18 protein-coding genes are annotated in these 19993 nt (G+C 70.9%); 9 read left to right on the forward strand and 9 right to left on the reverse strand.

Annotated features, from left to right (window positions below):
- Positions 1-8: 8 nt before the first annotated feature.
- Genes ABZ192_RS30605 through ABZ192_RS30625 form a run of 5 tightly spaced genes read right to left on the reverse strand, consistent with a single transcriptional unit; the run spans position 9 to position 4861 of the window.
- Entirely contained in the window at positions 9-1292 is a 1284-nt protein-coding gene (locus tag ABZ192_RS30605) for an ABC transporter substrate-binding protein (protein WP_356927716.1), read from the reverse strand.
- Positions 1293-1297: 5 nt separating this feature from the next.
- Complete coding sequence (locus ABZ192_RS30610; RefSeq protein WP_356927717.1) at positions 1298-2413, reverse strand: branched-chain amino acid ABC transporter permease; 1116 nt, start codon at positions 2411-2413, stop codon at positions 1298-1300.
- Positions 2410-3291, reverse strand: coding sequence for a branched-chain amino acid ABC transporter permease (locus ABZ192_RS30615; protein WP_356927718.1), 882 nt, complete (start codon positions 3289-3291; stop codon positions 2410-2412). Before ABZ192_RS30615 ends, ABZ192_RS30610 begins: the two co-directional genes overlap by 4 nt.
- On the reverse strand, positions 3288-4106 hold the full coding sequence (locus ABZ192_RS30620) for an ABC transporter ATP-binding protein (RefSeq protein WP_356927719.1): 819 nt from the start codon (positions 4104-4106) through the stop codon (positions 3288-3290). The genes ABZ192_RS30615 and ABZ192_RS30620 overlap by 4 nt, the downstream gene beginning before the upstream one ends.
- The gene (locus ABZ192_RS30625; protein WP_356927720.1) at positions 4103-4861 is read right to left on the reverse strand and encodes an ABC transporter ATP-binding protein; all 759 of its coding nucleotides are present in this window, start codon (positions 4859-4861) and stop codon (positions 4103-4105) included. The genes ABZ192_RS30620 and ABZ192_RS30625 overlap by 4 nt, the downstream gene beginning before the upstream one ends.
- 188 nt (positions 4862-5049) lie before the next feature.
- Here ABZ192_RS30625 and ABZ192_RS30630 point away from each other — a divergent pair, with 188 nt between their 5' ends.
- The 3 genes from ABZ192_RS30630 (at position 5050) to ABZ192_RS30640 (ending at position 7897) form a co-directional block, all read left to right on the forward strand.
- On the forward strand, positions 5050-6345 hold the full coding sequence (locus ABZ192_RS30630; RefSeq protein ID WP_356927721.1) for a helix-turn-helix domain-containing protein: 1296 nt from the start codon (positions 5050-5052) through the stop codon (positions 6343-6345).
- Positions 6342-6962 (forward strand): TetR/AcrR family transcriptional regulator, encoded by a 621-nt coding sequence (locus ABZ192_RS30635; RefSeq protein WP_356927722.1) that lies wholly within the window; start codon positions 6342-6344, stop codon positions 6960-6962. Before ABZ192_RS30630 ends, ABZ192_RS30635 begins: the two co-directional genes overlap by 4 nt.
- 113 nt (positions 6963-7075) lie before the next feature.
- Positions 7076-7897, forward strand: coding sequence for a hypothetical protein (locus tag ABZ192_RS30640; RefSeq protein WP_356927723.1), 822 nt, complete (start codon positions 7076-7078; stop codon positions 7895-7897).
- An 8-nt stretch (positions 7898-7905) separates the two neighbouring features.
- Here the strand turns inward: ABZ192_RS30640 and ABZ192_RS30645 are convergent, their stop codons facing one another.
- Positions 7906-9042, reverse strand: a complete 1137-nt coding sequence (locus ABZ192_RS30645) for a DUF418 domain-containing protein (RefSeq protein ID WP_356927724.1) — start codon at positions 9040-9042, stop codon at positions 7906-7908.
- Between the two features lie 289 nt (positions 9043-9331).
- Between ABZ192_RS30645 and ABZ192_RS30650 the strand changes: the two genes are divergently transcribed.
- On the forward strand, positions 9332-11119 hold the full coding sequence (locus ABZ192_RS30650; RefSeq protein WP_356927725.1) for an ABC transporter ATP-binding protein: 1788 nt from the start codon (positions 9332-9334) through the stop codon (positions 11117-11119).
- Positions 11120-11159: 40 nt separating this feature from the next.
- On the opposite strand, the gene ABZ192_RS30655 is transcribed toward ABZ192_RS30650, so the two are convergent.
- Complete coding sequence (locus ABZ192_RS30655) at positions 11160-12362, reverse strand: DUF418 domain-containing protein (protein ID WP_356927726.1); 1203 nt, start codon at positions 12360-12362, stop codon at positions 11160-11162.
- A gap of 191 nt (positions 12363-12553) precedes the next feature.
- On the opposite strand from ABZ192_RS30655, the gene ABZ192_RS30660 reads away from it, so the two are divergent.
- Together ABZ192_RS30660 and ABZ192_RS30665 are read left to right on the forward strand one after the other, a co-directional pair.
- Positions 12554-13225: a response regulator transcription factor gene (locus ABZ192_RS30660; RefSeq protein WP_356927727.1), complete on the forward strand. Its 672-nt coding sequence runs from the start codon at positions 12554-12556 to the stop codon at positions 13223-13225.
- Positions 13222-14343, forward strand: a complete 1122-nt coding sequence (locus tag ABZ192_RS30665; RefSeq protein WP_356927728.1) for a histidine kinase — start codon at positions 13222-13224, stop codon at positions 14341-14343. The genes ABZ192_RS30660 and ABZ192_RS30665 overlap by 4 nt, the downstream gene beginning before the upstream one ends.
- Positions 14344-14353: 10 nt before the next feature.
- On the opposite strand, the gene ABZ192_RS30670 is transcribed toward ABZ192_RS30665, so the two are convergent.
- Both ABZ192_RS30670 and ABZ192_RS30675 read right to left on the reverse strand, forming a co-directional pair.
- Positions 14354-14677 carry a substrate-binding domain-containing protein gene (locus ABZ192_RS30670; protein WP_356927753.1) on the reverse strand — a complete coding sequence of 108 codons (324 nt, stop codon included), beginning with the start codon at positions 14675-14677 and terminating at the stop codon, positions 14354-14356.
- Positions 14678-14703: 26 nt separating this feature from the next.
- The gene (locus ABZ192_RS30675; protein WP_356927729.1) at positions 14704-14844 is read right to left on the reverse strand and encodes an acetylxylan esterase; all 141 of its coding nucleotides are present in this window, start codon (positions 14842-14844) and stop codon (positions 14704-14706) included.
- A 575-nt stretch (positions 14845-15419) separates the two neighbouring features.
- On the opposite strand from ABZ192_RS30675, the gene ABZ192_RS30680 reads away from it, so the two are divergent.
- The 3 genes from ABZ192_RS30680 to ABZ192_RS30690 all read left to right on the forward strand — a co-directional run bounded on the left by ABZ192_RS30680 (position 15420) and on the right by ABZ192_RS30690 (position 19898).
- On the forward strand, positions 15420-17126 hold the full coding sequence (locus ABZ192_RS30680; protein ID WP_356927730.1) for a cellulase family glycosylhydrolase: 1707 nt from the start codon (positions 15420-15422) through the stop codon (positions 17124-17126).
- A 126-nt stretch (positions 17127-17252) separates the two neighbouring features.
- Positions 17253-17876 (forward strand): TetR/AcrR family transcriptional regulator, encoded by a 624-nt coding sequence (locus tag ABZ192_RS30685; RefSeq protein ID WP_356927731.1) that lies wholly within the window; start codon positions 17253-17255, stop codon positions 17874-17876.
- A gap of 306 nt (positions 17877-18182) precedes the next feature.
- Positions 18183-19898, forward strand: coding sequence for a DHA2 family efflux MFS transporter permease subunit (locus ABZ192_RS30690; protein WP_356927732.1), 1716 nt, complete (start codon positions 18183-18185; stop codon positions 19896-19898).
- Positions 19899-19993: the final 95 nt, after the last annotated feature.

Genomic DNA, 19993 nt, shown 5'->3' on the forward strand with positions numbered 1-19993 from the left:
AAAGCCGCTCACTTCGCCAGCGGGCCGAACTCCTTCCGGGTGTCCACCGGCTTGCCGAACAGCTGCCACCGTTCGCCCTCGAACCGCATCAGCTGCATCGTCTCGATCGGGAAGGCGTCATCGGGCCCGGTGGCGAGGGTGACACCGGGGAGCAGCATGTCCACCTTGACGTCCTTGAGGTTGCGCACCGCGTCCCGCAGCCCCTCCCTGGTCGGGCACTTCATCGCGTCCAGGGCCTTGTGCAGGCTGGAGGCGGCGGCCCAGCCGTAGGCGTTGAACTGGTTGGCGGGGTCGGAACCGGGCGCGTGCTCGCGCAGCGCTTCCCGGTACGTCTTCATCTCCGCGTCGTCCGCCCACTGCGGGTCGGCGGGGTCCTTGAAGTAGGTCGCCGAGACCACGCCCTGGACGTTCTTGAACCCGACCGGCTTCAGCACGCTGGCGGACGAGGACACGTTGTTGACGATGTGCAGCGGGTTCCACTTGGTGTTCTTGGCATCGGCGGCGAGGGCCTGGCTGCCGAACTTCGGCGTGGTGACGTCGAGCAGGACATCCGCCCTGGACCGGGCGAGGCTCGTCATCTGTGCCGAGACGGAGGGGTCGGTGACCTCGTAGCTCTCCTCGGCGACCACCTTGATGCCGCTGCCGGCGACGGCCTTCTCGAACCCGCCGAGCAGGTCCTTGCCGAAGTCGTCGTTCTGGTAGAGGACGGCGACCTTGGCCTTCGGCTTCTCCTCCTTGAGGTATTTGGCGTACACGCGTGCCTCGGCGATGTAGTTGGGCTGCCAGCCGGTGGTCCAGGGGTGCTTGTCGTCCGTGCCCCAGACGGAGGCGCCGGTGGCGACGAAAGGCTGCGGCACCTTCCGCTTGTCGAGGTAGTCCCACACGGCGGCCGTGGACGGGGTGCCCAGGGTCTGGAAGACGGCGAAGACCTTCTCCTGCTCGACGAGTCTGCGGGCCTCCTCGACCGCCTTGGGCGGCTGGTAGCCGTCGTCGCGGACGATGAACTCGACCGTGCGGCCGTCGATGCCGCCCTTGTCGTTGACGTGCTTGAAGTAGGCGCTGATGCCCTTGCTGATCGTGCCGTACGCGGAGGCCGGCCCCGACAGCGGGTAGATGCCGCCCAGCTTGATGCTCTTGTCGGTGATGCCGGTGGTCTGCTGGCCCCGGCACGCGCCGTCGGCGGCGGCGTCCTTGTCGTCCTGCCCGCGCTGGCTGGTGCAGGCAGTGGCCAGGAGCAGGGCGGCGGACGCGGCCGCGGCTGCGGCCGCACGCACAGTGGTCGTCTTGGGCATGTGATTCATTCCTTTTCCGTGCGGGGCGGTGCGCCCACGGGTTCGGCATCGGCAGGGGCGGAATCCGCCGGGGTGGGAGACGGGGAGGGATCGGAGTCGGACGTCCGGTCGTCGTCGGCGGCGGGGGTGGCCGTGCGGGTGAGCCGACGGGCGGCGGTGCCCCGGACACGGCCCGCCAGACCGGCCAGTCCCGTCGGCGCCACGAACATCACCGCGATGATCAGCAGGCCGAACACCACACCGGGGGCCGCCTCGCTGATGTCCTGGGCCACGCTCGGCACGTACATCACGAAGGCCGCCCCCAGCAGCGGTCCGTACAGCGAGGCGAGCCCTCCGACCACCAGGCCGGCCAGCAGGGTGATGGACAGGACGAAGCTGAACGAGTCGGGTGAGACGAAGCCGATCACCCAGGTGTAGACGCACCCGGAGACACCCGCGAACAGCGCGCTCCACGCGAAGGCGAGCGTCTTGTGCAGCGACAGCCGTACGCCCATGACCTCCGCGGCGCTCTCGTTGTCCCGTACGGCCAGCAGTGCCCGGCCGATGCGGGACCGCAGCAGGTTGCGGGCGAGCAGCAGGGCCACCGCGGTGACGGTGAGGACGACGAAGTAGGTCCACTGGTCCTCGGCCAGCCCGCTCCACACGGGCGGCTGCATCTTGTCCACGGTCAGGCCCATCGAGCCGCCCGTGACCGGTTCGAGCCGCTTGAGCAACGGCGGCAGGAACACCGCGAACGCGAGGGTGACCAGGGCCAGGTACAGTCCGCGCAGCCGCAGGGCGGGCACCCCGAAACCGAGGCCCAGCAGGAAGCATCCGGCGGCCGCGACCGGCAGCGTGGCCAGGTGACCGGTGTCGTACCGGTCGAGCATGACCGCCGCCGTGTAGGCCCCGGCCGCGAAGAAGGCGCCGTGCCCGAGCGAGATCTGCCCGCCGAAGCCGACCAGCAGGTTCAGTCCGGCCAGCGCCACTGCGTACAGCAGCACCATGGTCAGCTGGAAGACCTGGAAGGGGGCGAAGTAGAACGGTGCGCCGACGGCGACGGCCGCCACGAGCAGCGCGGTGAGCGCGGCACGCAGCCGCCGGGCGCGGTCGGTGCCGGGTGGTGCGGTGATCGTGCTCATGCGCGCTCCACCGCCGCCCGTCCGAACAGGCCCTGGGGCCGCACCAGCAGCACCGCCAGGATGATCACGAGGGGTACGCCCACCTTCAGATCGGCACCGACCACGTCCACGTACGCCCCGGCCAGCGTCTCGGCGACGCCCACGCACAGGCCGCCGACGACCGCGCCGACCGGGCTGTCGAAGCCCCCGAGCGTGGCCGCGGCGAACGCGTAGATCAGCACCCCACCCATCATGTTGGGCTCGAGGAACAGCAGCGGCGCGACCAGCACGCCCGACACGGAGCCGACCGTCGCGGCCAGCCCCCAGCCGAGCATCAGCACGCGGCCCACCCTGATGCCCGACAGCCGGGCGGAGGCGGGGTTGCAGGCGACCGCCCGCATCACCAGGCCGCTGGAGGTGTGCTGGAACAGCAGGTACAGCAGCCCCATCACGGCGGCGACGACCGCGATGATCCCGAGCGTCGACCAGTCCACGCGTACCCCGGCCAGGTCGATCCCGCCGTCGGGGAACGGCTGCGGGAAGTCCTTCACGGTGAACGACCAGATCAGACCGGCCATCGCGTTGACGAAGATGAACAGGCCCACCGTGACGATGACCATCGTCAGCTCGGGCGCGCTGCGCACGGGACGGATGACGATGCGCTCGACCAGCATGCCCCCGGCGAAGGACACCGCCAGGGTGACCGGCAGCGCGAGCCAGAAGGACATCCCGGACGCCACGAGCTGCCACGCCACGTACGTGGAGATCATGGCGAGCTCGCCCTGCGCGAAGTTCACGATCCCGGTGAACCGGTGGATCAGCACCAGGGCCAGCGCCAGGCTGGCATAGACCGCGCCGGAGCCGACCCCTTCCACCACTTGCTGGAGCAGTTCGGTCACGGCGCTCCCCCGTCCTTTCCGGAGCGGACGGAGACACCGAGGTACACCTCGGCGACCTGCCCGTCCTCGCGGATCTCCCGGGACGGTCCGGACAGCACCAGGCGGCCGGCCTCCAGTACGTGCGCCCGGTGCGCCACGTCCAGCGCGAGCTGGGCGTTCTGTTCGACGACGACCACGGTGGTGCGTTCCTCCTCGTTGACGGCACGGACGATCTCGAACAGCTCCCGCGTGACCAGCGGCGCGAGCCCCAGCGACGGCTCGTCCAGGAGCAGCAGGGCGGGCCGCAGCATCAGCGCCCTGCCGATGGCGAGCATCTGCTGCTCGCCGCCGCTGAGACTGCCGGCGGCCTGGCGGGACCGCTGGCGCAGTCTGGGGAAGTAGCCGTAGATCCGTTCCAGGTCGGCCGCCACGGCCCCGCGTTCGGCGCGGCCCCGCCGCCACCGCCCGGTGCGCACGTGGGCGCCGATGCGCAGGTTCTCCTCGACGGTCAGGTCGTTGAAGGTGCCCCGGCCCTCGGGTACGTGCGCCACGCCGAGACGGGCGGTCTGCTCGGGGGAGCGCCCCAGGAGTTCCGTGCCGTTCAACGTCACCGAGCCGCGGCCACGGACCATGCCGCACAGGGCCCGCAGCGTTGTCGTCTTGCCCGCGCCGTTGGGCCCGAGGATCGCGCACACCTCGCCGCGTGCGACGAAGAAGTCGAGCCCCTGGAGCACGCGGGCCTGGCCGTATCCGGCATGCAGGCCGGTGCCCTTCAGGAAGTCCGGCTCCGCATGCGCCTGTCCGGCCTCGGTGCTGTCGGTGGCGGGTTCCGTCATGCCGCCACCCCCAGGTACGCCTCGATGACCGCCGGGTCCCGCTGGATCTCTTCCGGCGAGCCCTCGGCGATCTTGCGCCCGAAGTCGAGGCAGACCACCTTGTCGCACAGGCCCATCACGAAGCCCATGTGGTGTTCGACCACCACCAGCGTGAGGTCGAAGTCCTGACGCACCGACCGGACCAGATCCGCGAAGTGGCCGACCTCGCCGTGGCTGAGCCCGTTGACGGGTTCGTCGAGCAACAGCAGCCGGGGGCGTACCGCGAGGGCCCGGGCGAGTTCGACGCGTTTGAGGGTGCCGAACGGCAGCCCGGAGGCGGGGTGGTCGGCGACCTCCGCCAGGCCTAGGCGCCGGAGCAAGTCGTCCGCCTGGTCACGTAGTTCCCTCTCCTCCCGCCGGACGCGGGGCAGCCGGAGCGCCGCGGCGAGGTGTCCCGTGCGCCCCCGGCTGTGGGCGCCGACCATGACGTTCTCCCGGACCGTGAGCAGCGGGAACAGACCCAGGTTCTGGAAGGTGCGGGCGATGCCCCGCCCGGCCACGGAGTGCGGCGGGAGGGCGAGCAGGTCCTCGTCCTCGAACCGCACCGTCCCCGCATCGGGGGTGCAGCGCCTGGTGAGGCAGTTGAACAGGGTGGTCTTGCCGGCTCCGTTCGGTCCGATGAGCCCCACGGCGGTGCCCGGCTCGACCGTGAACGCGACACCGTCCAGTGCCGTGATCCCGCCGAAGCGCACGCTGATACCGTCGACCGCGAGCATGAGTGACGCCCCTTCCGAGGTGCTGGTGGGTGGGCGAGCGTCACAGTAGGTGGGGGCCTTCCGGGCGCACATTGGGTACGAGCACCCAACTTCGTGGCCACCGCCTTGTGCGCCGCGCCCAGCGCCCGCGGCATGTCGCCCGCCCAGCCTGTTGACGGGACACGAGGCGGGCGGCGACGATCGGCGCCATGTCACGCGGCCCCGCCCTGGGCGCCCCCGCACCTTCCGACCCGCTCAGCCGTGAGCGGCACCGGATCCTGCACGCCGTCCAGGACCGGCTCGAGGACGTGGCGAGTTCCGCCGTCGCGGTGATGCGCACGGAGATCCCGTCGTACGCGCTGCAGGACGAGCGGTTCTTCGACGACGTACGGGACCAGGTCCTCACCCACTACCGGATGCAGCTGGCGGCGCTGGCCGGCGACCGGGACATCGCCCCCGAGGACCTGGTCTTCAGCCGCGCGGCGGCCATGCGCAGAGCACGCGCGGGGTTCGCCCTCGAGGACTGGATCAGTGCCTTCCGGGTCGGCCGGCAGGTGCTGTGGGACGTGCTGCTGGACTGCGCGGGCACGTCCGCCGAGGCACAGCAGGCCGCGCTGTCCCTCGTCACACCGCTGATGCGGTACGTCGACTTCGCCAGCACCCATGCCGCGCAGGCCTATGTCGAGTACCAGCAGCACGTGGTCGCCGACGCGGACCGCGAGCGCCGGGACCTCCTGGACCAGCTGCTGGCCGGCGCGGCACCGGCGCGCGGTCCGCTGCTCGCCGCGGCGCAGGCGTACGGCATCGGGCCGCACTCGCCGATGATGGCGGTCGTGGCGGTGTGCGTCGGCGACACCCGCACCGGCGACCTCACCTCGGCCGAGCACGGCTACGCGACCAGCGCGTCCATCGGCATCGCCGGGCCCTGGGCCGGCCGGACCCTGGTCGTCGTGCGCCACGGCGAGGTGGTGGCCGTGCCGGTGGTCCGCACCGGCATGGACGCGGAGGACATCTGCACCCACTTCGAGGCGGTGCAGCGGCGGCTCGCGCGCGAGGGGACCATGCTCTCCATGGGCATCAGCACGGTCGCCGAGGGAGCCGGCGCACTGCCGCGCGCCTACGACGAGGCACGGGCCGCCCTCGACCTGGTGCCGAGCGGGGGCGGGGTGGCGGCACTGCCGCGCCTGTCCCCCTTCGACTACCTGGCGCTGCGCGCCGACGACCTCGCCCGCCAGCTGGTCGATCCCCGCGTGCGTGCGCTGCTGGAGGAGGACCGCAGACGCGGTGACACGCTGGCGGCCACCGTACGGGCCTTCGCGGAGGCCGACCTCAACCTGCGGCTGGCCGCCGACCGGCTGCGGATACACCACAACACGGCGCACTACCGGTTGCGCCGGATCGAGGAACGCACGGGGCGCAATCCGCGCCGGATCGCCGACCTCCTGGAACTGCTGGTCGCCCTCGCCATCCGCGACGGGGCCGGGGAAGGCGGGGATCACCAGTGAGCGGCATCGTGGAGTCCGCGGGGACCGAGGAGGCACCCAGCGCGCAGAGCCGAACGGTCCGCAGTGCGCTCCTGGACGCCGCGCTGGAGGTGTTCACCGAGCGCGGTTACGCCGACGCCGGCCTCGCCGAGATCGCGGCGCGCTCCGGCATCCCGGTGGGCAGCCTCTTCCAGCACTACGGCGGAAAGCGAGGGCTCTACCTCGCTCTGTGGGAGGAGTTCCGGGAGGCACAGGAGCGCCGGACGGCGGCCACGCTGGCCGCCGAGCGAGGCCGTGGCGTGGACGACCCCATCGCCCTGTTCGTGGCGGGAGCCAGGGCGTACCTGGAGGGTGCCTGGGACAACCGCCGGTTCGGCAGACTCCTCGTGGAGGACGACGGCCCCCCGGGCTTCGACGCGCTGCGCCGCCAGTGGGACCGCGCGTGGGTACGGCGCAACGCCCGGCTTTTGAAGGTGGACGAGAAGCGACGGGCCGGCCGGGTCCGGGTGAGAGTGCTCACCACCGTGATCGGCGGGGCGGCACGCGAGCTGGGCGACTGCGGGGACGAGACGGAGGCCCTGGAGGTCGTGGACGAGGTGTGCGGCATCCTGATCCACCTGTCGGCCCCGCCCGGCTGAAACGCGTGGCGCATGCGCGCTCTTGACACTTCTCGACCTTGCCGCAAGGGTACCGGCCAGTCGGTACGAAGAGCTGGATCCCCCGAGGCTGCGCCCGAGACAGAGGTGACCTGATGCAGACTGCCCGCGCAAGCTGGCGCCGTCTCGAGCCCGTGCACGGCATGATCTACTTCGTTCCCGAGGCAAGGCGACGGTACGCGGACCTCGGCCTGAGCGGTCGCGCCGGGTACTTCACCTCCAGGAGCGCCGCATTCGGCCGGGCATCCGCCGAGCTGGTCATCTCGACCTTCTACAACTTCAACCCCCATGTCGTACGGCAGGCGGTCGACGGGGCCTGGGACGCGACGACGCCGCAGCAGGTGCTGGACGCGCGGTACGCCGCGGCGGGCGAAGCCCTGCGGCGCGCGGGGATCCACGAGTTGCCCGGCCTGGACGAAGTGCTGGCGCTGACCCGCCGGGCTGCCGAGGCGGCCTGCGAACACCCGCAGGGGCGCCCGTTGTTCGCGGCGCATGCCGCACTGCCGTGGCCGGAGGAGCCGGTGCTGCAACTGTGGCACGCCCAGACGCTGCTCCGGGAGTTCCGTGGAGACGGCCATGTCACATGCCTGCTGAGCGAGGGTGTCGGAGGCCTGGAGGCGCTGATTCTGCACGCCGCGACCGGTGAGGTCCCCGTGGACTTCCTCAAGGCCAGCCGTGGATGGCCCGAGGAGCAGTGGGCCGCCACCCGGGAACACCTGCGCGAGCGCGGCCTCCTGGACGGCGACTCCCTCAGCCCGGAAGGCGTAAGCCTGCGCCGGCACATCGAGGACCGCACCGACCGCCTGGCCCTTCCCGCCTACGCCGCCCTTGGTGACGCAGGCTGTGAGCGACTCGCCGAACTCGCGAGCCGCTTCGGCCGGGCCGTCATCGAAGCAGGCCTGCTCAACCGGGGCTGAGGGGGGCGTCATCGGATGTGCTTCGCCGGCTTGGTGGCGGCGTGGAGCAGGTACTCCAGGGGTCCGCGGCGGAAGAAACGGGACCAGATCGCGGCGAACACCATCGCCCCGAGGACGAACAGGAGCAGCGGCACCCAGGACTGCTGGCTGCTCTCCCCGCTGGGCATGGACAGCATGGACTGTGCGAGGAAGTGGCCGACGTAGGCCGTCAGGGACATGGTGCCCACGGCGATGACCGGTGTGGCCAGGCGGCGCAGTCGTGGCAGGCGGTCCATCGCCACCGTCGCGCCCACGATCACGAGGATCGCGACTCCCACGCTGCCGATGATGTCGAACGTGGTGCCGCTGTGCGGCCCGGCCGTCAAGAGCATCGATGCCTGGGGCTCGAACGACCCGCTGTCGGGGGGCAACGACCCCGGGCCCCCGGACGACGGCCCGTCTTCCGCCATGCTCCTCAACGCGTCCTTGCCGGCCAGCAGCAGGGACATGCCGTACGCGGCCACGGTGAGGGCGGCGCCCAGCGCGGCCACGCGCCGCTGGACGACGGCTGCGGACAGGTCGAGGCGGGCCAGCGCCATACCGGCGATCACGAACGGCATCCACGTGATCGTCGGGTAGAAGCCGGTGAGCAGCAGATCCAGCACGCCCACGTCGCTGACCCGGTGGAGCGGGTCGTAGGCGCTGACGCTCTGCTGGACCGGCTCGGTCAGCAGCGAGTTGAGGGCGAACGCCAGCTGTGGTGTGACGAGGGCGAGGGTGGCCGCGGTGATCGCGAGCGTCCTGGCGCGCAGTCGCACCAGGGGCAGGGCCAGCAGGAAGTAGACCCCGTAGAAGCCGAGGATGATCACTCCCCCGTACTCCATCGCCATCGCGGTGCCCAGCGCCAGCAGGACCACGGCGCGGATCGCGATCCTGGCCTTCGCCTGCCGGCCGGCCAGGCCGGTCTTCGGCTCCCGGCGGCCGGCGAGCAGCATCAGCGAGAACCCGGCGAGGGTGGCGAACAGGACCGACGAGTGACCGTCCGCCAGGTAGCGGACCCAGCTGGCGACGCCGTCCGTGGCCGACAGCGGCGGGCCGATGTGCACGACGTACATGCCGAACACCGCCAGCGCACGAGCCAGGTCCACCCCGACGAGGCGTCCCATCGAGGGACCCGGCGAGGCAGGCACGGCGGACTCGGGTGGGGTTCGGGGCTGCGGAGGCGAGTTCTCCTGCGGAGCTGATGTCTCCTGCAGCGGCTGCGACTTTGTCATACGGAGAATCTCGCGTGGACATCAGGAGGCGGACCATCCGGCAGTCGTCGGTAACGGCCCCGCCGATCGGCGGGGGTGGACCCGACAGTCGCCGGATGGGCGCGGGGCGGCCGCGCTTCCAGGCTGGAGGCATGACACACCGTGGGCGACAGCCCGGCGGACCGCAGAAGAAAGGCATGTTGTGAACACCGCATCCGCCCCGGCGACGGATGAACCGTCCCTGTCCGCCCGAGAGACGGTCAAGGCACTGTGGGCTTATGTCCGGCCGCACCGGCGGGCCGTCGCACTCGGCCTGCTGTGCGCCCTCGTCGGAGCCGCCGGAGGACTGCTCCAGCCGCTGGCCACCAAGGCACTGGTGGACCGGCTCGCGACCGGTGGGATCATCGCCGGGATCCTGATCGCACTCACCGCGCTCGTGCTGCTGGGCACGGCCGTCGAGGCGTTCGGCGCGTATGTGCTGGAGCGGACGGCGGAGTCGGTGGTCCTGGCCGCGCGGCGCACCCTTGTGGGGCGGTTGCTGCGGCTGCGGATCGCGGAGTGGGAGCGGATCCCGCCGGGCGACCTGATGTCCCGGGTCACCTCGGACACCACGCTGCTGCGGGCGGTCAGCACCCAGGCGGTCGTCTCCGCCGCCACCGGCGCGGTGGCCTTCGTGGCGGCGATCGTGGTGATGGCGTTCCTGGACGTCGTGCTGCTGGGTGTGACGCTCGGCGTGATCGTGCTGGTCGGCGGGGCCTCTGCGCTGGTGATGCCGATGATCGCCCGCGCCACCGAGCGGTCGCAGGAGGCGGTCGGGGAGATCTCCGTCGCGCTGGAGCGGGTCTTCGGGGCGTTCCGCACGGTGAAGGCGTCCGGTGCCGAGGAGCGGGAGACCGCCCGGGTGGAGGCGGCGGCACAACGGGCGTGGCGGCACGGCGTGAAGAGCGCGAAGTGGGAGTCCGTGGCCGGCTCGGCGGACGAACTCGCCGTGCAGCTGGCGTTCCTGGCCGTGCTCGCGGTGGGCGGGGCGCGGGTGGCGTCCGGGGAGATCCCCGTGTCCACCCTCATCGCCTTCCTGCTGTACCTCTTCTACCTGATCGAGCCGGTGTCGAAGCTGGTCGACGCCGTGTCCCACTATCAGGAGGGGGTGGCCGCGATCTCCCGGATCGCCCAGGTGGAACGCCTGTCGACGGAGCCGCCCGCCCGGCGGGCGGGCGCGGTGCCCAGGCAGCGGGCAGCGGTGCCCGGTCCGGCGTCGGTCCGCTTCGAGGACGTGTCCTTCCGCTACCGTCCGGGCCTGCCGTACATCCACCAGCAGGTGAGCTTCGAGGTACCGGGCACCGGGATGACGGCTTTCGTGGGCCCCTCCGGAGCGGGCAAGTCGACGGTCTTCGCGCTCATCGAACGGTTCCACGAGGCCACCGGCGGCCGCATCCTGGTCGACGGCAAGGACGTACGGGACTGGTCCCTGGCCGAGCTGCGGTCCGCCATCGGGTACGTGGAGCAGGACGCCCCTGTGCTGGCCGGCACGCTGCGCGAGAACCTGGTCTTCGCGGCGCCCCGCGCGACGGACGACGACCTCCGTGACGTCCTGGCGCGGACGAAGCTCGACACCCTCGTCGAGCGCCTGCCCCACGGCCTGGACACCCCGGTCGGGCACCGCGGTTCGCAGCTGTCGGGCGGCGAGCGGCAGCGCGTCGCCATCGCCCGTGCCCTGCTGCGGCGGCCCCGGCTGCTGTTGTTGGACGAGGCGACCTCTCAGCTCGACGCCGTCAACGAACTGACGCTGCGGGACGTCGTCGCGGAAGTGGCCCGTGAGACCACCGTGCTGGTGGTGGCCCACCGCCTGTCCACGGTGACGGGCGCCGACCGGATCGTGGTCATGGACGCCGGCCGGGTCCGGTCGGTGGGCACCCATGAGGAACTGGTGTCCCAGGACCGGCTGTACGCGCAGCTGGCGGCCACCCAGCTCCTGATCCCCGCGCGATGACCATCGGACGGCCTCCCGGGCTGTCGGACGCGGATGGGTCTCATGGAATGCGCCGGGCCATCCCGGTCGCCCTGGCCATCAGCCATTCCAGCGGCCCCCGCCGGCAGAAGCGGGACCACACGGTGGCGAGGGCGGTGACGGACGCGATGAAGCCGAGCAGGATGTACAGGGGCGGGACGGTCGCTTCCTCGGTGTCCAGGAGCCAGATGGCGACGATGTGGCAGACGTACGCCGTCAGCGACATCGAGCCGACCGCGATGACGGGCCCGGCCAGGCCCCGCAGCCGGGGGAAGGCGTCCATGGCCGCCAGGCACGCGGTGATGACCAGGATCGCCACACCGGTGTTGCCCACGAGGGACAGGGTCGCCTCGCTGTGCGGGGAGGCGACCAGCATGCCGGCGGGGGTGGCGCCGAAGATGCCCTCGCTGCCGGACGATGCGGACGACATGCCCGGACCTCCTGCGGTTTCCCGGAGGGCTTCGGCGGCACCGGGCACGAGGTGAAGCGCCAGCCAGGAGCCGCCGTAGCCGGTGACGGCGAGGGCGGTTCCGGTGAGGGCGAGGCGTATGCGTACGGCGGTGGCGGCCAGGTCGAGGCGGGCGACGGCCATGCCGGCGAGGACGAACGGGACCCAGGTCAGGGCCGGATAGCCGCCGGTGAAGAGCAGCGAGACGATGCCGTCGGCCTGGCCGAGGGTGGGGAACGAGCGGTCACCGACCACCGGCCGCAGCACGTACAGCAGTTGCGGGCCGATCAGGGCCCAGCCCGCGGCGATCACCGCCAGCGGCTTGGCGCCCAGCCGGTACAGCGGCAGCACGAGCAGGAAGAACAGTCCGTAGAAGGCGAGGATCGGCACGACCGGGGTGCCGGTCATGGTCAGGGCGGTGCCCAGGGCCAGGAGGATCACGGCCCGGATGACGACCTTGGTGACGGCCTGGCGGCCGGCCCGCCCGGTCTTCGGTGTGCGGCGCCCGGTGATGAGGGCGACCGCGAAGCCGGCCAGGACGGCGAACAGGGCGGAGGAGCGGCCTTGCGCCAGGTCCATCAGGAAGCCGATGACCCCGTCCTGCCCCGGGGTGGGGCCCACATGGACCGCGTACATGCCGAAGACGGCCAGGCCCCGGGCCAGGTCCAGCCCGAGCAGCCGGCCCGCGCCGGGCGCACTGGTCGAGGGCTCACCTCGCTCGCGCGCAGGGGACCCTGCCTCGGCCGGGAGCAGCGGAGAGTCTGCGTGGTGTGTCATGCCGCTCAGGCTGGAGTTCCGGGACGATCACGGTGTATCCGGCAGATGGCTGCGATGTCCCTGCCGACCGGAGGGTGATACCCCGCCGTGTGGCTGGAGCTGCCGCTCGTCGGGCCGCCGGGGCTCTGCGTGGCTTTAGGGTCGAGGCGGCATGGGTCCGACGGTAGGGATGAAGGTGAGGCGGGGCGCGCGTGATCCGGGTAGTGGTGGTGGACGACGAGGCACTGGTCCGCTCGGGCTTCGGGCTCATTCTGGGCGCGTCCGAGGACATCGAGGTCGTCGCGACGGCGGGCGGGGGCGACGCCGTGGAGACCGTCCGCCGGGAGCGGCCGGACGTGGTGCTGCTGGACATCCGGATGCCGGACGTCGACGGGCTGACCGTGCTGCGTGAGCTGCGGACGATGCCGGACGCTCCGGTGGTGGCGATGCTGACGACGTTCGACGCCGACGAGTACATCCTGACCGCGCTGCACTGCGGCGCGGCCGGTTTCCTCCTCAAGGACACCGAGCCGGAGCAGCTCGCCCATCTGGTGCGCACCCTGGCCGCGGGCGGTGTCGTGCTGTCCCCCAAGGCATCGCGGAACCTGCTGCACAGCCATCCCCGCACCGAGGCCGCCGTCGATGAGGAGGCGGCCAGGGTCCGGCTCCTCACCGCGCGTGAGCGCGACGTTCTCGTCCTGGTGGCGGAGGGCCTGTCGAACACCGACATCGGGGCGCGCATCCACCTGGGTGCCGGCACGGTCAAGGACCACGTCAGCGCGATCCTCACCAAGCTGCGGGTGACCAGCCGGGTACAGGCAGCGCTGCTGGCGCAGCGGGCCGGACTGCTCGATCGGCGCCCGCAGCCGGAGGCCGGACGATGAACCGCGCACGCGCCCTGTGGGAGCGTGTGCCCGCGCCGGTCGTCGACATCGTCCTGGTGGCGGTGGCAGCCGCGGACATATGGCTGCTGAACCTCTGGGACGACGAGCGTCCCGGCGTCGCGCCGGCCACGCTCGGCTGCGCCGCGCTGGCCTTCCGGCGCAGGTTCCCGCTCGGTGTCTTCCTGCTCACCCTGCCCATCGCGCTGACGCAGCCGGTCGCCGTCGCCCCGCTCGTGGCGCTGTTCACCCTGGCCGAACGCTCCCGCAACCGTCCTCTCCTCGCGGTGTGCGTCGCCCTGGCCGCCGTGGCGAGCAGCGTTCCGTGGCCCCTGGCCAGCGTCTCGGAGGTCGGCCGGACCATGACGCTGGTCGACTTCGTGTACAGCCTCGCGACGGCTGTCGTTCCGGTCCTCTTCGGGCAACTCCTCCAGGCGCACCGGGACTTGGCGCGACGGCTGACCGAGATCGAGGAGGCCAGGGAGCACGAGCGGGCCCTGCACGCCCAGGCGGTGCTCGCCCGCGAACGCGCCCAGCTCGCCCGCGAGATGCACGACGTGGTCTCCCACCAGGTCAGCCTGATCGCCGTACAGGCCGGAGCCATGCAGGTCGCCGCCCGGGAGCCGAGCGCCAAGGAGGCCGCCCGCACGATCCGTTCCCTGAGTGTCACCACACTCGACGAACTGCGCACCATGGTCACACTGCTGCGCGCCTCCGGCGGCCAAGCCACCGAGCTGACTCCTCAGCCCACCCTGGCCGACCTGCACAAACTCGTGGAGTCGAGCGGCACTCACGCACAGCTGACGGGTGAACTCCCGCCCACCGTGGGCACACCGGCCCAACGGGCTCTCTACCGCACGGTCCAGGAGGCACTGACCAACGTCCGCAAGCACGCCCCCGGGGCCACGGCCCGAGTCGAGCTGTGGCAGAACGGCGACGACGTCGGAGTGACCGTCACCAACACCCCGCCCACGCGTCCGTCCCTGCCCCTGCCCGGTTCGCAGCAGGGCCTGGTGGGTCTGCGGGAACGGGCCGACATCCTGCACGGCACCCTGGAGTCGGGTCCGACCGCGGAGGGCGGCTACCGGGTGCGGCTGCGGATTCCCCTGAGCGCGGACTGACCGAACAGTGCTACCTCGGCCGGCCCGTCGTGTGGCGTCGGCTCGCCGCTGTGTCGAGCCCGCTGCGCGGCCACTCAGCCGGTGCCGGGCGTGGTGCGGAGCTTTCCCGGGCGACGAGCTCAGTGCCGATGAGGGTGACGTCCGGGTTGCGCGGTGCTCCTCGCATCTGGGACACCAGCAGGCTGAGGGATCGGCTGCCCGCTGCGCCGAAGTCCTGGCGGACCGTGGTCAGCGGCGGCCAGAGGTAGGCGGCCTCGGGTACGTCGTCGTACCCGACGAGGCTGACGTCACCGGGCACGTCGCGGCCCGCTTCGCGCAGGGCGCCGACGGCCATCTGGTCGTTGGCGGCGAAGACGGCGGTCACCTCGGCTTTGACGGCCTGGCCGTGGCGGCGCGCCTCGACGCGCGGGTTCGCGACCAGAAGGCGTCGAAGTCCTCCGGGGCCCGGCACTCCGGGCGGTAGTCGACGAGTTCGTCGAGTGGCATGTCTGTCAGTGGCATGACGTTCCTCGGGTGTCGGGAAGGAGCGGCCCATCGCTACTCACGGGCGGGGCGGCCGGTTCGGGACGCCGGTTTCTGCACCCCTGGGAAGATGAGCGAGGACTCGAAAGCGTGTCGCGGCGACTCGGTCGTCGAAGCGCTTCGAAAGCGACATGGAGCCGACAGGCTGTCAATCGGTTGGTGGTTTTCCGCCGCCCTTCAGCCTGCCCCAACTGCCTGAACACCAGGCAGCTCTGATGATCTGACAAGCCATCACCTGGTGCGGCACGGAAGACAAAGAGTTGCGTCCGACCACTTGTCGGGCGGGAAACCCGAAGTTAGCGTTAAACGCCCATCGAAGCGCATCGACTCGTGCTGGGCGGCCTTCGGTCCGCCTCCGCCTGCCCCCACCGTGCCCCTCCTCCGCACCGCTCACGATGCGCGGAAACCGTCTCCCTGTCAGAGCTCTGCGCGTGACAGAAGGGCCACTCCAACCCGCTGTCCCCCTCCCACCGCTCGACCGAAAGGCATGACACGTGACGGACATACGGCAACCCGCACGCCACCGCAGACGCGGACGCCTGGCCGGTCTCCTCATGGCACTGTTCGTCGCCCTCGGGCTGGCCGGCAGCACCGCGCTCGCCGCGCCCGGCGGCACGGAGCAGCAGGCAGGCTCCACGGTCAGGGTTCCGGCCCGCGCCATGGACGCCGTGGCGGCGATGCAGCCCAGTTGGAACCTGGGCAACACCCTGGACGCGATTCCGGACGAGACGTCCTGGGGCAACCCCAAGGCCACCAGGGAGCTGTTCAAGACCATCCGGGCGCAGGGTTTCCGCAGTGTCCGCATCCCGGTGACCTGGAGCGCCCACCAGTCCGCCACCGCGCCCTACGCCGTCGACGACGCGTACATGAACCGCGTCAAGCAGGTGGTCGACTGGGCGCAGGCCGAGAACCTCTACGTCGTGCTCAACGTGCACCACGACTCGTGGCAGTGGATCTCGAAGATCTCCACCGACCACGACAACGTGCTCGCCCGGTTCGACGCCCTGTGGACCCAGATCTCCGCCGCGTTCCGGGACGAGCCGCGCACCCTGCTCTTCGAGAGCGTCAACGAGCCGAGCTTCGAGAAGGCCACGGCCGCGCAGAAGACCCAGCTCATGGACGAGCTGAACACCTCGTTCCACAAGATCGTCCGCGCTTCGGGCGGCGGGAACAAGGGCCGCCTGCTCGTCCTGACGACGCAGGGCGGCACCCCGTCCCAGGACCTCATGGACGACCTGTACACCACGATCAAGTCGCTGAACGACCGTCAGCTGGTCGCCACCGTGCACTACTACAGCTGGTACCCGTTCAGCGTGAACGTCGCGGGCGGCACCCACTACGACGCGGCCGCCCAGAACGACCTGAACGACGCCTTCGCCCGCATGCGCGACACCTTCGTCGCCAGAGGCATCCCCGTCTACGTCGGTGAGTACGGCCTGCTCGGCTACCCCGACCACAACCACCCCTCCCGTGTCGAACGGGGCGAGGCGCTGAAGTACTTCGAGCACTTCGGATACACGGCACGGCTCGTCGGTGTCACCACCGCGCTGTGGGACCCCGGAACGTGGGCCTACCTGAACCGGGAGACCCAGAAGTGGACGGACCCCGCGCTGTTCGCGTGGATCAAGTCCAGCTGGACGACCCGTTCGGGCACGGCGTCCTTCGACAAGGTCTTCCTGGAGAAGAAGGAGCCGATCACGGCCAAGGACCTCACCCTGAACCTGAACGGCACCACGTTCCGAGGCCTGTGGCACGGCAAGACCAAACTCGTCGAGGGACGGGACTACACCCTCTTCGAGAGGTCCCGGCTCGTCCTCACGGCCGGCGCACTCACCCGGCTGTCGGGCGATCGCGAGTACGGGGTCAACGTAACGCTCGAGGCCCGGTTCTCCCGCGGACTGCCCTGGCGGATCGAGGTCGTCACCTACGACGACCCGGTGCTGTCGAACACCACGGGCAAGATCGACGCCTTCACCATCCCCACGCAGTACAAGGGTGACTCGCTGGCCACCATGGAGGCCAGGTACGGCGACGGCAGCAACGCCGGCCAGACCGACTGGACTCCGTACCAGGAGTTCAACATGGCCTTCTCCCCGGACTACCCGAAGGGCACGATCATCCTGACCCCCGACTTCCTGAAAGCGCTGCGCGACGGCGAACAGGTGACACTGACCTTCCACTTCTACAGCGGCACCAAGCTCATGTACCACGTCAAGAAGTCCGGAGACTCCATCACGGGCACGGCCGTCAAGGAATCCTGACCGACCGACCCTCGCCCTGGTTGCCCACCTCCCCGGGCAACCAGGGCACGCCTGTGCGCAGTCACCCTCACCCGCACGACTCCATCGAACGACTTGTTCATGAGACTCAGTCGCTATGATGCGGGCATGGCTCACGTTCCCGCGGCCGAGCGCCGCCCTCAGCTGATCAAAGCGGCCATCGACTACATGGCGAGGGAAGGGGTCGCGGCCGGAAGCACTCGTGCCATCGCCGCCGAGCTGGGAGTGGCCCAGGCCACGGTGCACTACACCTTCGGCACGAAGGAGGAGCTGTATCGAGCCGTCATGGAGCAGCTCACCCAGGATCTGATCGCGCAGGTCGAGCGAGCCGCACCGGTCGGCGCGGGGTTCGAGGAGACAGTCAGCACGCTGGCCGCCGCCCTGTGGCAGACGGTCCGTGAGCAACCCGCCAGCCATCAACTCCTTTCGGAACTGACCCTGTTCGCGCTCCGCTCCCCCGCTCTGAGCGAAGCCCTCGAGAGTCACACCCGGAGCGTGACCGAGGTGACGGCGAGACTGGTGGCCGAGGCGGCCGAGCGTACCGGCCGGTCTCTCGCCCAGCCCGCGGAAACGATCGCGCGCTTCTTCCTCGCCGGCTTCGACGGGCTCACGATGCAGCATCTCTCGCACCCCGACGAGGAGGCCGAGCACGCCTGCCTCCAAGCGTTCGTGTCCGCCGTGCTGGCGATGGCGGGCGGTCGCCTGGACCTGGTGTCCGTACCTTCGAACTGACGACGCCTCAATATCCCTTCACACCCGCAGGTCATTCGCTCCAGCGGGAGCGCGGTGCGCCGCGCCCCCTCGCGCAGGACGACACGGCCCCGCTCGCCGCACCGGCGGGCGGGGCCGTGTCGTTCCCAGCGGCGGCCGCGGGGGTGTGGCGGTCGACCTGACCGCTCCACGATCTCGATCTCTCGACTTTGTCGAGTGATAAAGTCTGGTGAACGGAAGCTCGCCGCATTCCTTGTCGCTCCGTGCACCCGCCCCTGCCCGCGAGGGGATTCGCGCGGATCCCCTCTACGGAAGGACCGCCCTCCCATGCGTGTGTTCATGAACGAACCGGTCGAGAGGATGGACCGGCCCTACGCCCGGCGCTGGTGGGCGCTGCTCGTGCTCTGTCTGAGCCTGCTGATGATCGTGATGGCCAACACCGCCCTCACGGTCGCCGCTCCCTCCATGACCCAGGACCTCGGCCTGTCCAGCACGGACCTGCAGTGGGTCATAGACGGCTACACCGTCCCTTACGCCGCCCTGATGCTGCTGTTCGCCGCGATCGGCGACAAGTACAGCCGACGCGGCGCGCTCGTGCTCGGGCTCGTCCTGTTCGGCGGCGGAGCGATAGCGGGTTCACTCGTCGACAGCGCGGCGGGGGTCATCGCGGCCCGTGCCGTGATGGGTGTCGGCGCGGCGCTCATCATGCCCGCCACGCTCTCCCTGCTCGCCGCGACCTTCCCGCGCGCCGAGCGGACCAAGGCGATCACCCTGTGGGCGGGCACCGCCGGTTTCGCCATCGCCGCCGGGCCGCTGATCGCGGGCATGCTGCTGGAGAGCTCCGGCTGGCAGTCCACCTTCCTGATCAACGTTCCCGTGATCGTCCTCGCCGTCGTCGGCGCCTTCGTCCTGGTACCGCCGTCCAAGGCCGCGCACACCCCGCGGATCGACTACACCGGCGGACTGCTGTCGGTGGTGTGGATAGCCGCGCTGGTCTTCACGCTCATCGAGGCCCCGCACGGCTGGGACGCCAAGGCGGTCACGGGCACGGTCGTCGGGGTCGTGGGGCTCGTGGCGTTCGTCCTCTGGGAGCTGCACCACCCGCATCCCCTGCTCGATCCGCGCCGCTTCGCGAACCGCGCGTTCACGGGTGCCAACATCGCCGTCGTCCTGTTCCTCCTCGCGGTCTTCGGCGCCTTCTACTACCTCACGCAGCACCTCCAATTCGTCTTGCGGTACGACGCGTTGGAGACCGGCATCCGCATGCTGCCGCTCGCCGGCGCGGTCTTCGCCGGCTCCACGCTGACCGGCTACCTCACCCCGCGCATCGGTATGAAGGCGACGATCGTCGCCGGCATGGTCGGCGGCACGACGGCACTCGCACTGCTCACCCAGATCGACGAGTCGTCGTCGTACGGCGATTTCGTGGCGCCCCTCCTCGCACTCGGGCTCGCGATCGGCCTGGCGCTCTCACCCTGCACGGACGCGATCATGGGTGCGTTCCCTGAGGAAGAGCTGGGCGTGGGCAGCGCGGTCAACGACACCTCGCAGGAGCTGGGCGGGGCGATCGGCATCGCCATACTCGGTTCGCTGCTGTCGACCTCGTACTCCTCGAACCTGTCGGAAGCAACCGCCGGCAGCAAGCTCCCGGCCGACGCGCTGAGCCAGGCGCAGGACTCGGTCGCCGCGGGGTACGGGGTCGCCCAGGGGATCGGCGATCAGGCACGGCGGCTCGCCGGGCAGGCGGCGCGGGCGACCGACCCGCAGCAGGCCGCGCAGCTCAAGGAGCAGGCCGGGCAACTCGCCGACGGGGCCCAGCAGATGGCGGACGCCGTCAGCTCGTCCTTCGCGGACGCAGTGGCTCACACCAGCCTGGTGGGCGCGGCGATCCTGGGAGTGGGGGCGGTCTCCGTGGCCTTCTTGCTCCCGGGCCATGGCCGCACTGCGCAGACCGGGGCGGAGCGTGGGTCCGAGCCCGTGGACGGGATCAGGACCCCGGCCGCCTCGGAGAAGGAGCCGGAGGTCACGGGGTCGAATCCGTGATCACCCTGGCAGCAGCGTGACCGCCTGCCCCCGTGCCTCTCCCTTGTTCAAGGCGACCTCTGCCCACCACCCGGAGCAGGTCACGGTCCGGCGTC

The sequence above is a fragment of the Streptomyces sp. NPDC006235 genome (assembly GCF_040613735.1).
Taxonomy (GTDB): Bacteria; Actinomycetota; Actinomycetes; order Streptomycetales; family Streptomycetaceae; genus Streptomyces.

Coding starts and splice junctions, on each gene's coding strand:
- ABZ192_RS30605 (WP_356927716.1), bottom strand. CDS start 1,292: ATGCCCAAGACGACCACTGTGCGTGCGGCCGCAGCCGCGGCCGCGTCC.
- ABZ192_RS30610 (WP_356927717.1), bottom strand. CDS start 2,413: ATGAGCACGATCACCGCACCACCCGGCACCGACCGCGCCCGGCGGCTG.
- ABZ192_RS30620 (WP_356927719.1), bottom strand. CDS start 4,106: ATGACGGAACCCGCCACCGACAGCACCGAGGCCGGACAGGCGCATGCG.
- ABZ192_RS30625 (WP_356927720.1), bottom strand. CDS start 4,861: ATGCTCGCGGTCGACGGTATCAGCGTGCGCTTCGGCGGGATCACGGCA.
- ABZ192_RS30630 (WP_356927721.1), top strand. CDS start 5,050: ATGTCACGCGGCCCCGCCCTGGGCGCCCCCGCACCTTCCGACCCGCTC.
- ABZ192_RS30640 (WP_356927723.1), top strand. CDS start 7,076: ATGCAGACTGCCCGCGCAAGCTGGCGCCGTCTCGAGCCCGTGCACGGC.
- ABZ192_RS30645 (WP_356927724.1), bottom strand. CDS start 9,042: ATGGGACGCCTCGTCGGGGTGGACCTGGCTCGTGCGCTGGCGGTGTTC.
- ABZ192_RS30655 (WP_356927726.1), bottom strand. CDS start 12,362: ATGACACACCACGCAGACTCTCCGCTGCTCCCGGCCGAGGCAGGGTCC.
- ABZ192_RS30665 (WP_356927728.1), top strand. CDS start 13,222: ATGAACCGCGCACGCGCCCTGTGGGAGCGTGTGCCCGCGCCGGTCGTC.
- ABZ192_RS30670 (WP_356927753.1), bottom strand. CDS start 14,677: ATGGCCGTCGGCGCCCTGCGCGAAGCGGGCCGCGACGTGCCCGGTGAC.
- ABZ192_RS30675 (WP_356927729.1), bottom strand. CDS start 14,844: ATGCCACTGACAGACATGCCACTCGACGAACTCGTCGACTACCGCCCG.
- ABZ192_RS30680 (WP_356927730.1), top strand. CDS start 15,420: ATGGCACTGTTCGTCGCCCTCGGGCTGGCCGGCAGCACCGCGCTCGCC.
- ABZ192_RS30685 (WP_356927731.1), top strand. CDS start 17,253: ATGGCTCACGTTCCCGCGGCCGAGCGCCGCCCTCAGCTGATCAAAGCG.
- ABZ192_RS30690 (WP_356927732.1), top strand. CDS start 18,183: ATGCGTGTGTTCATGAACGAACCGGTCGAGAGGATGGACCGGCCCTAC.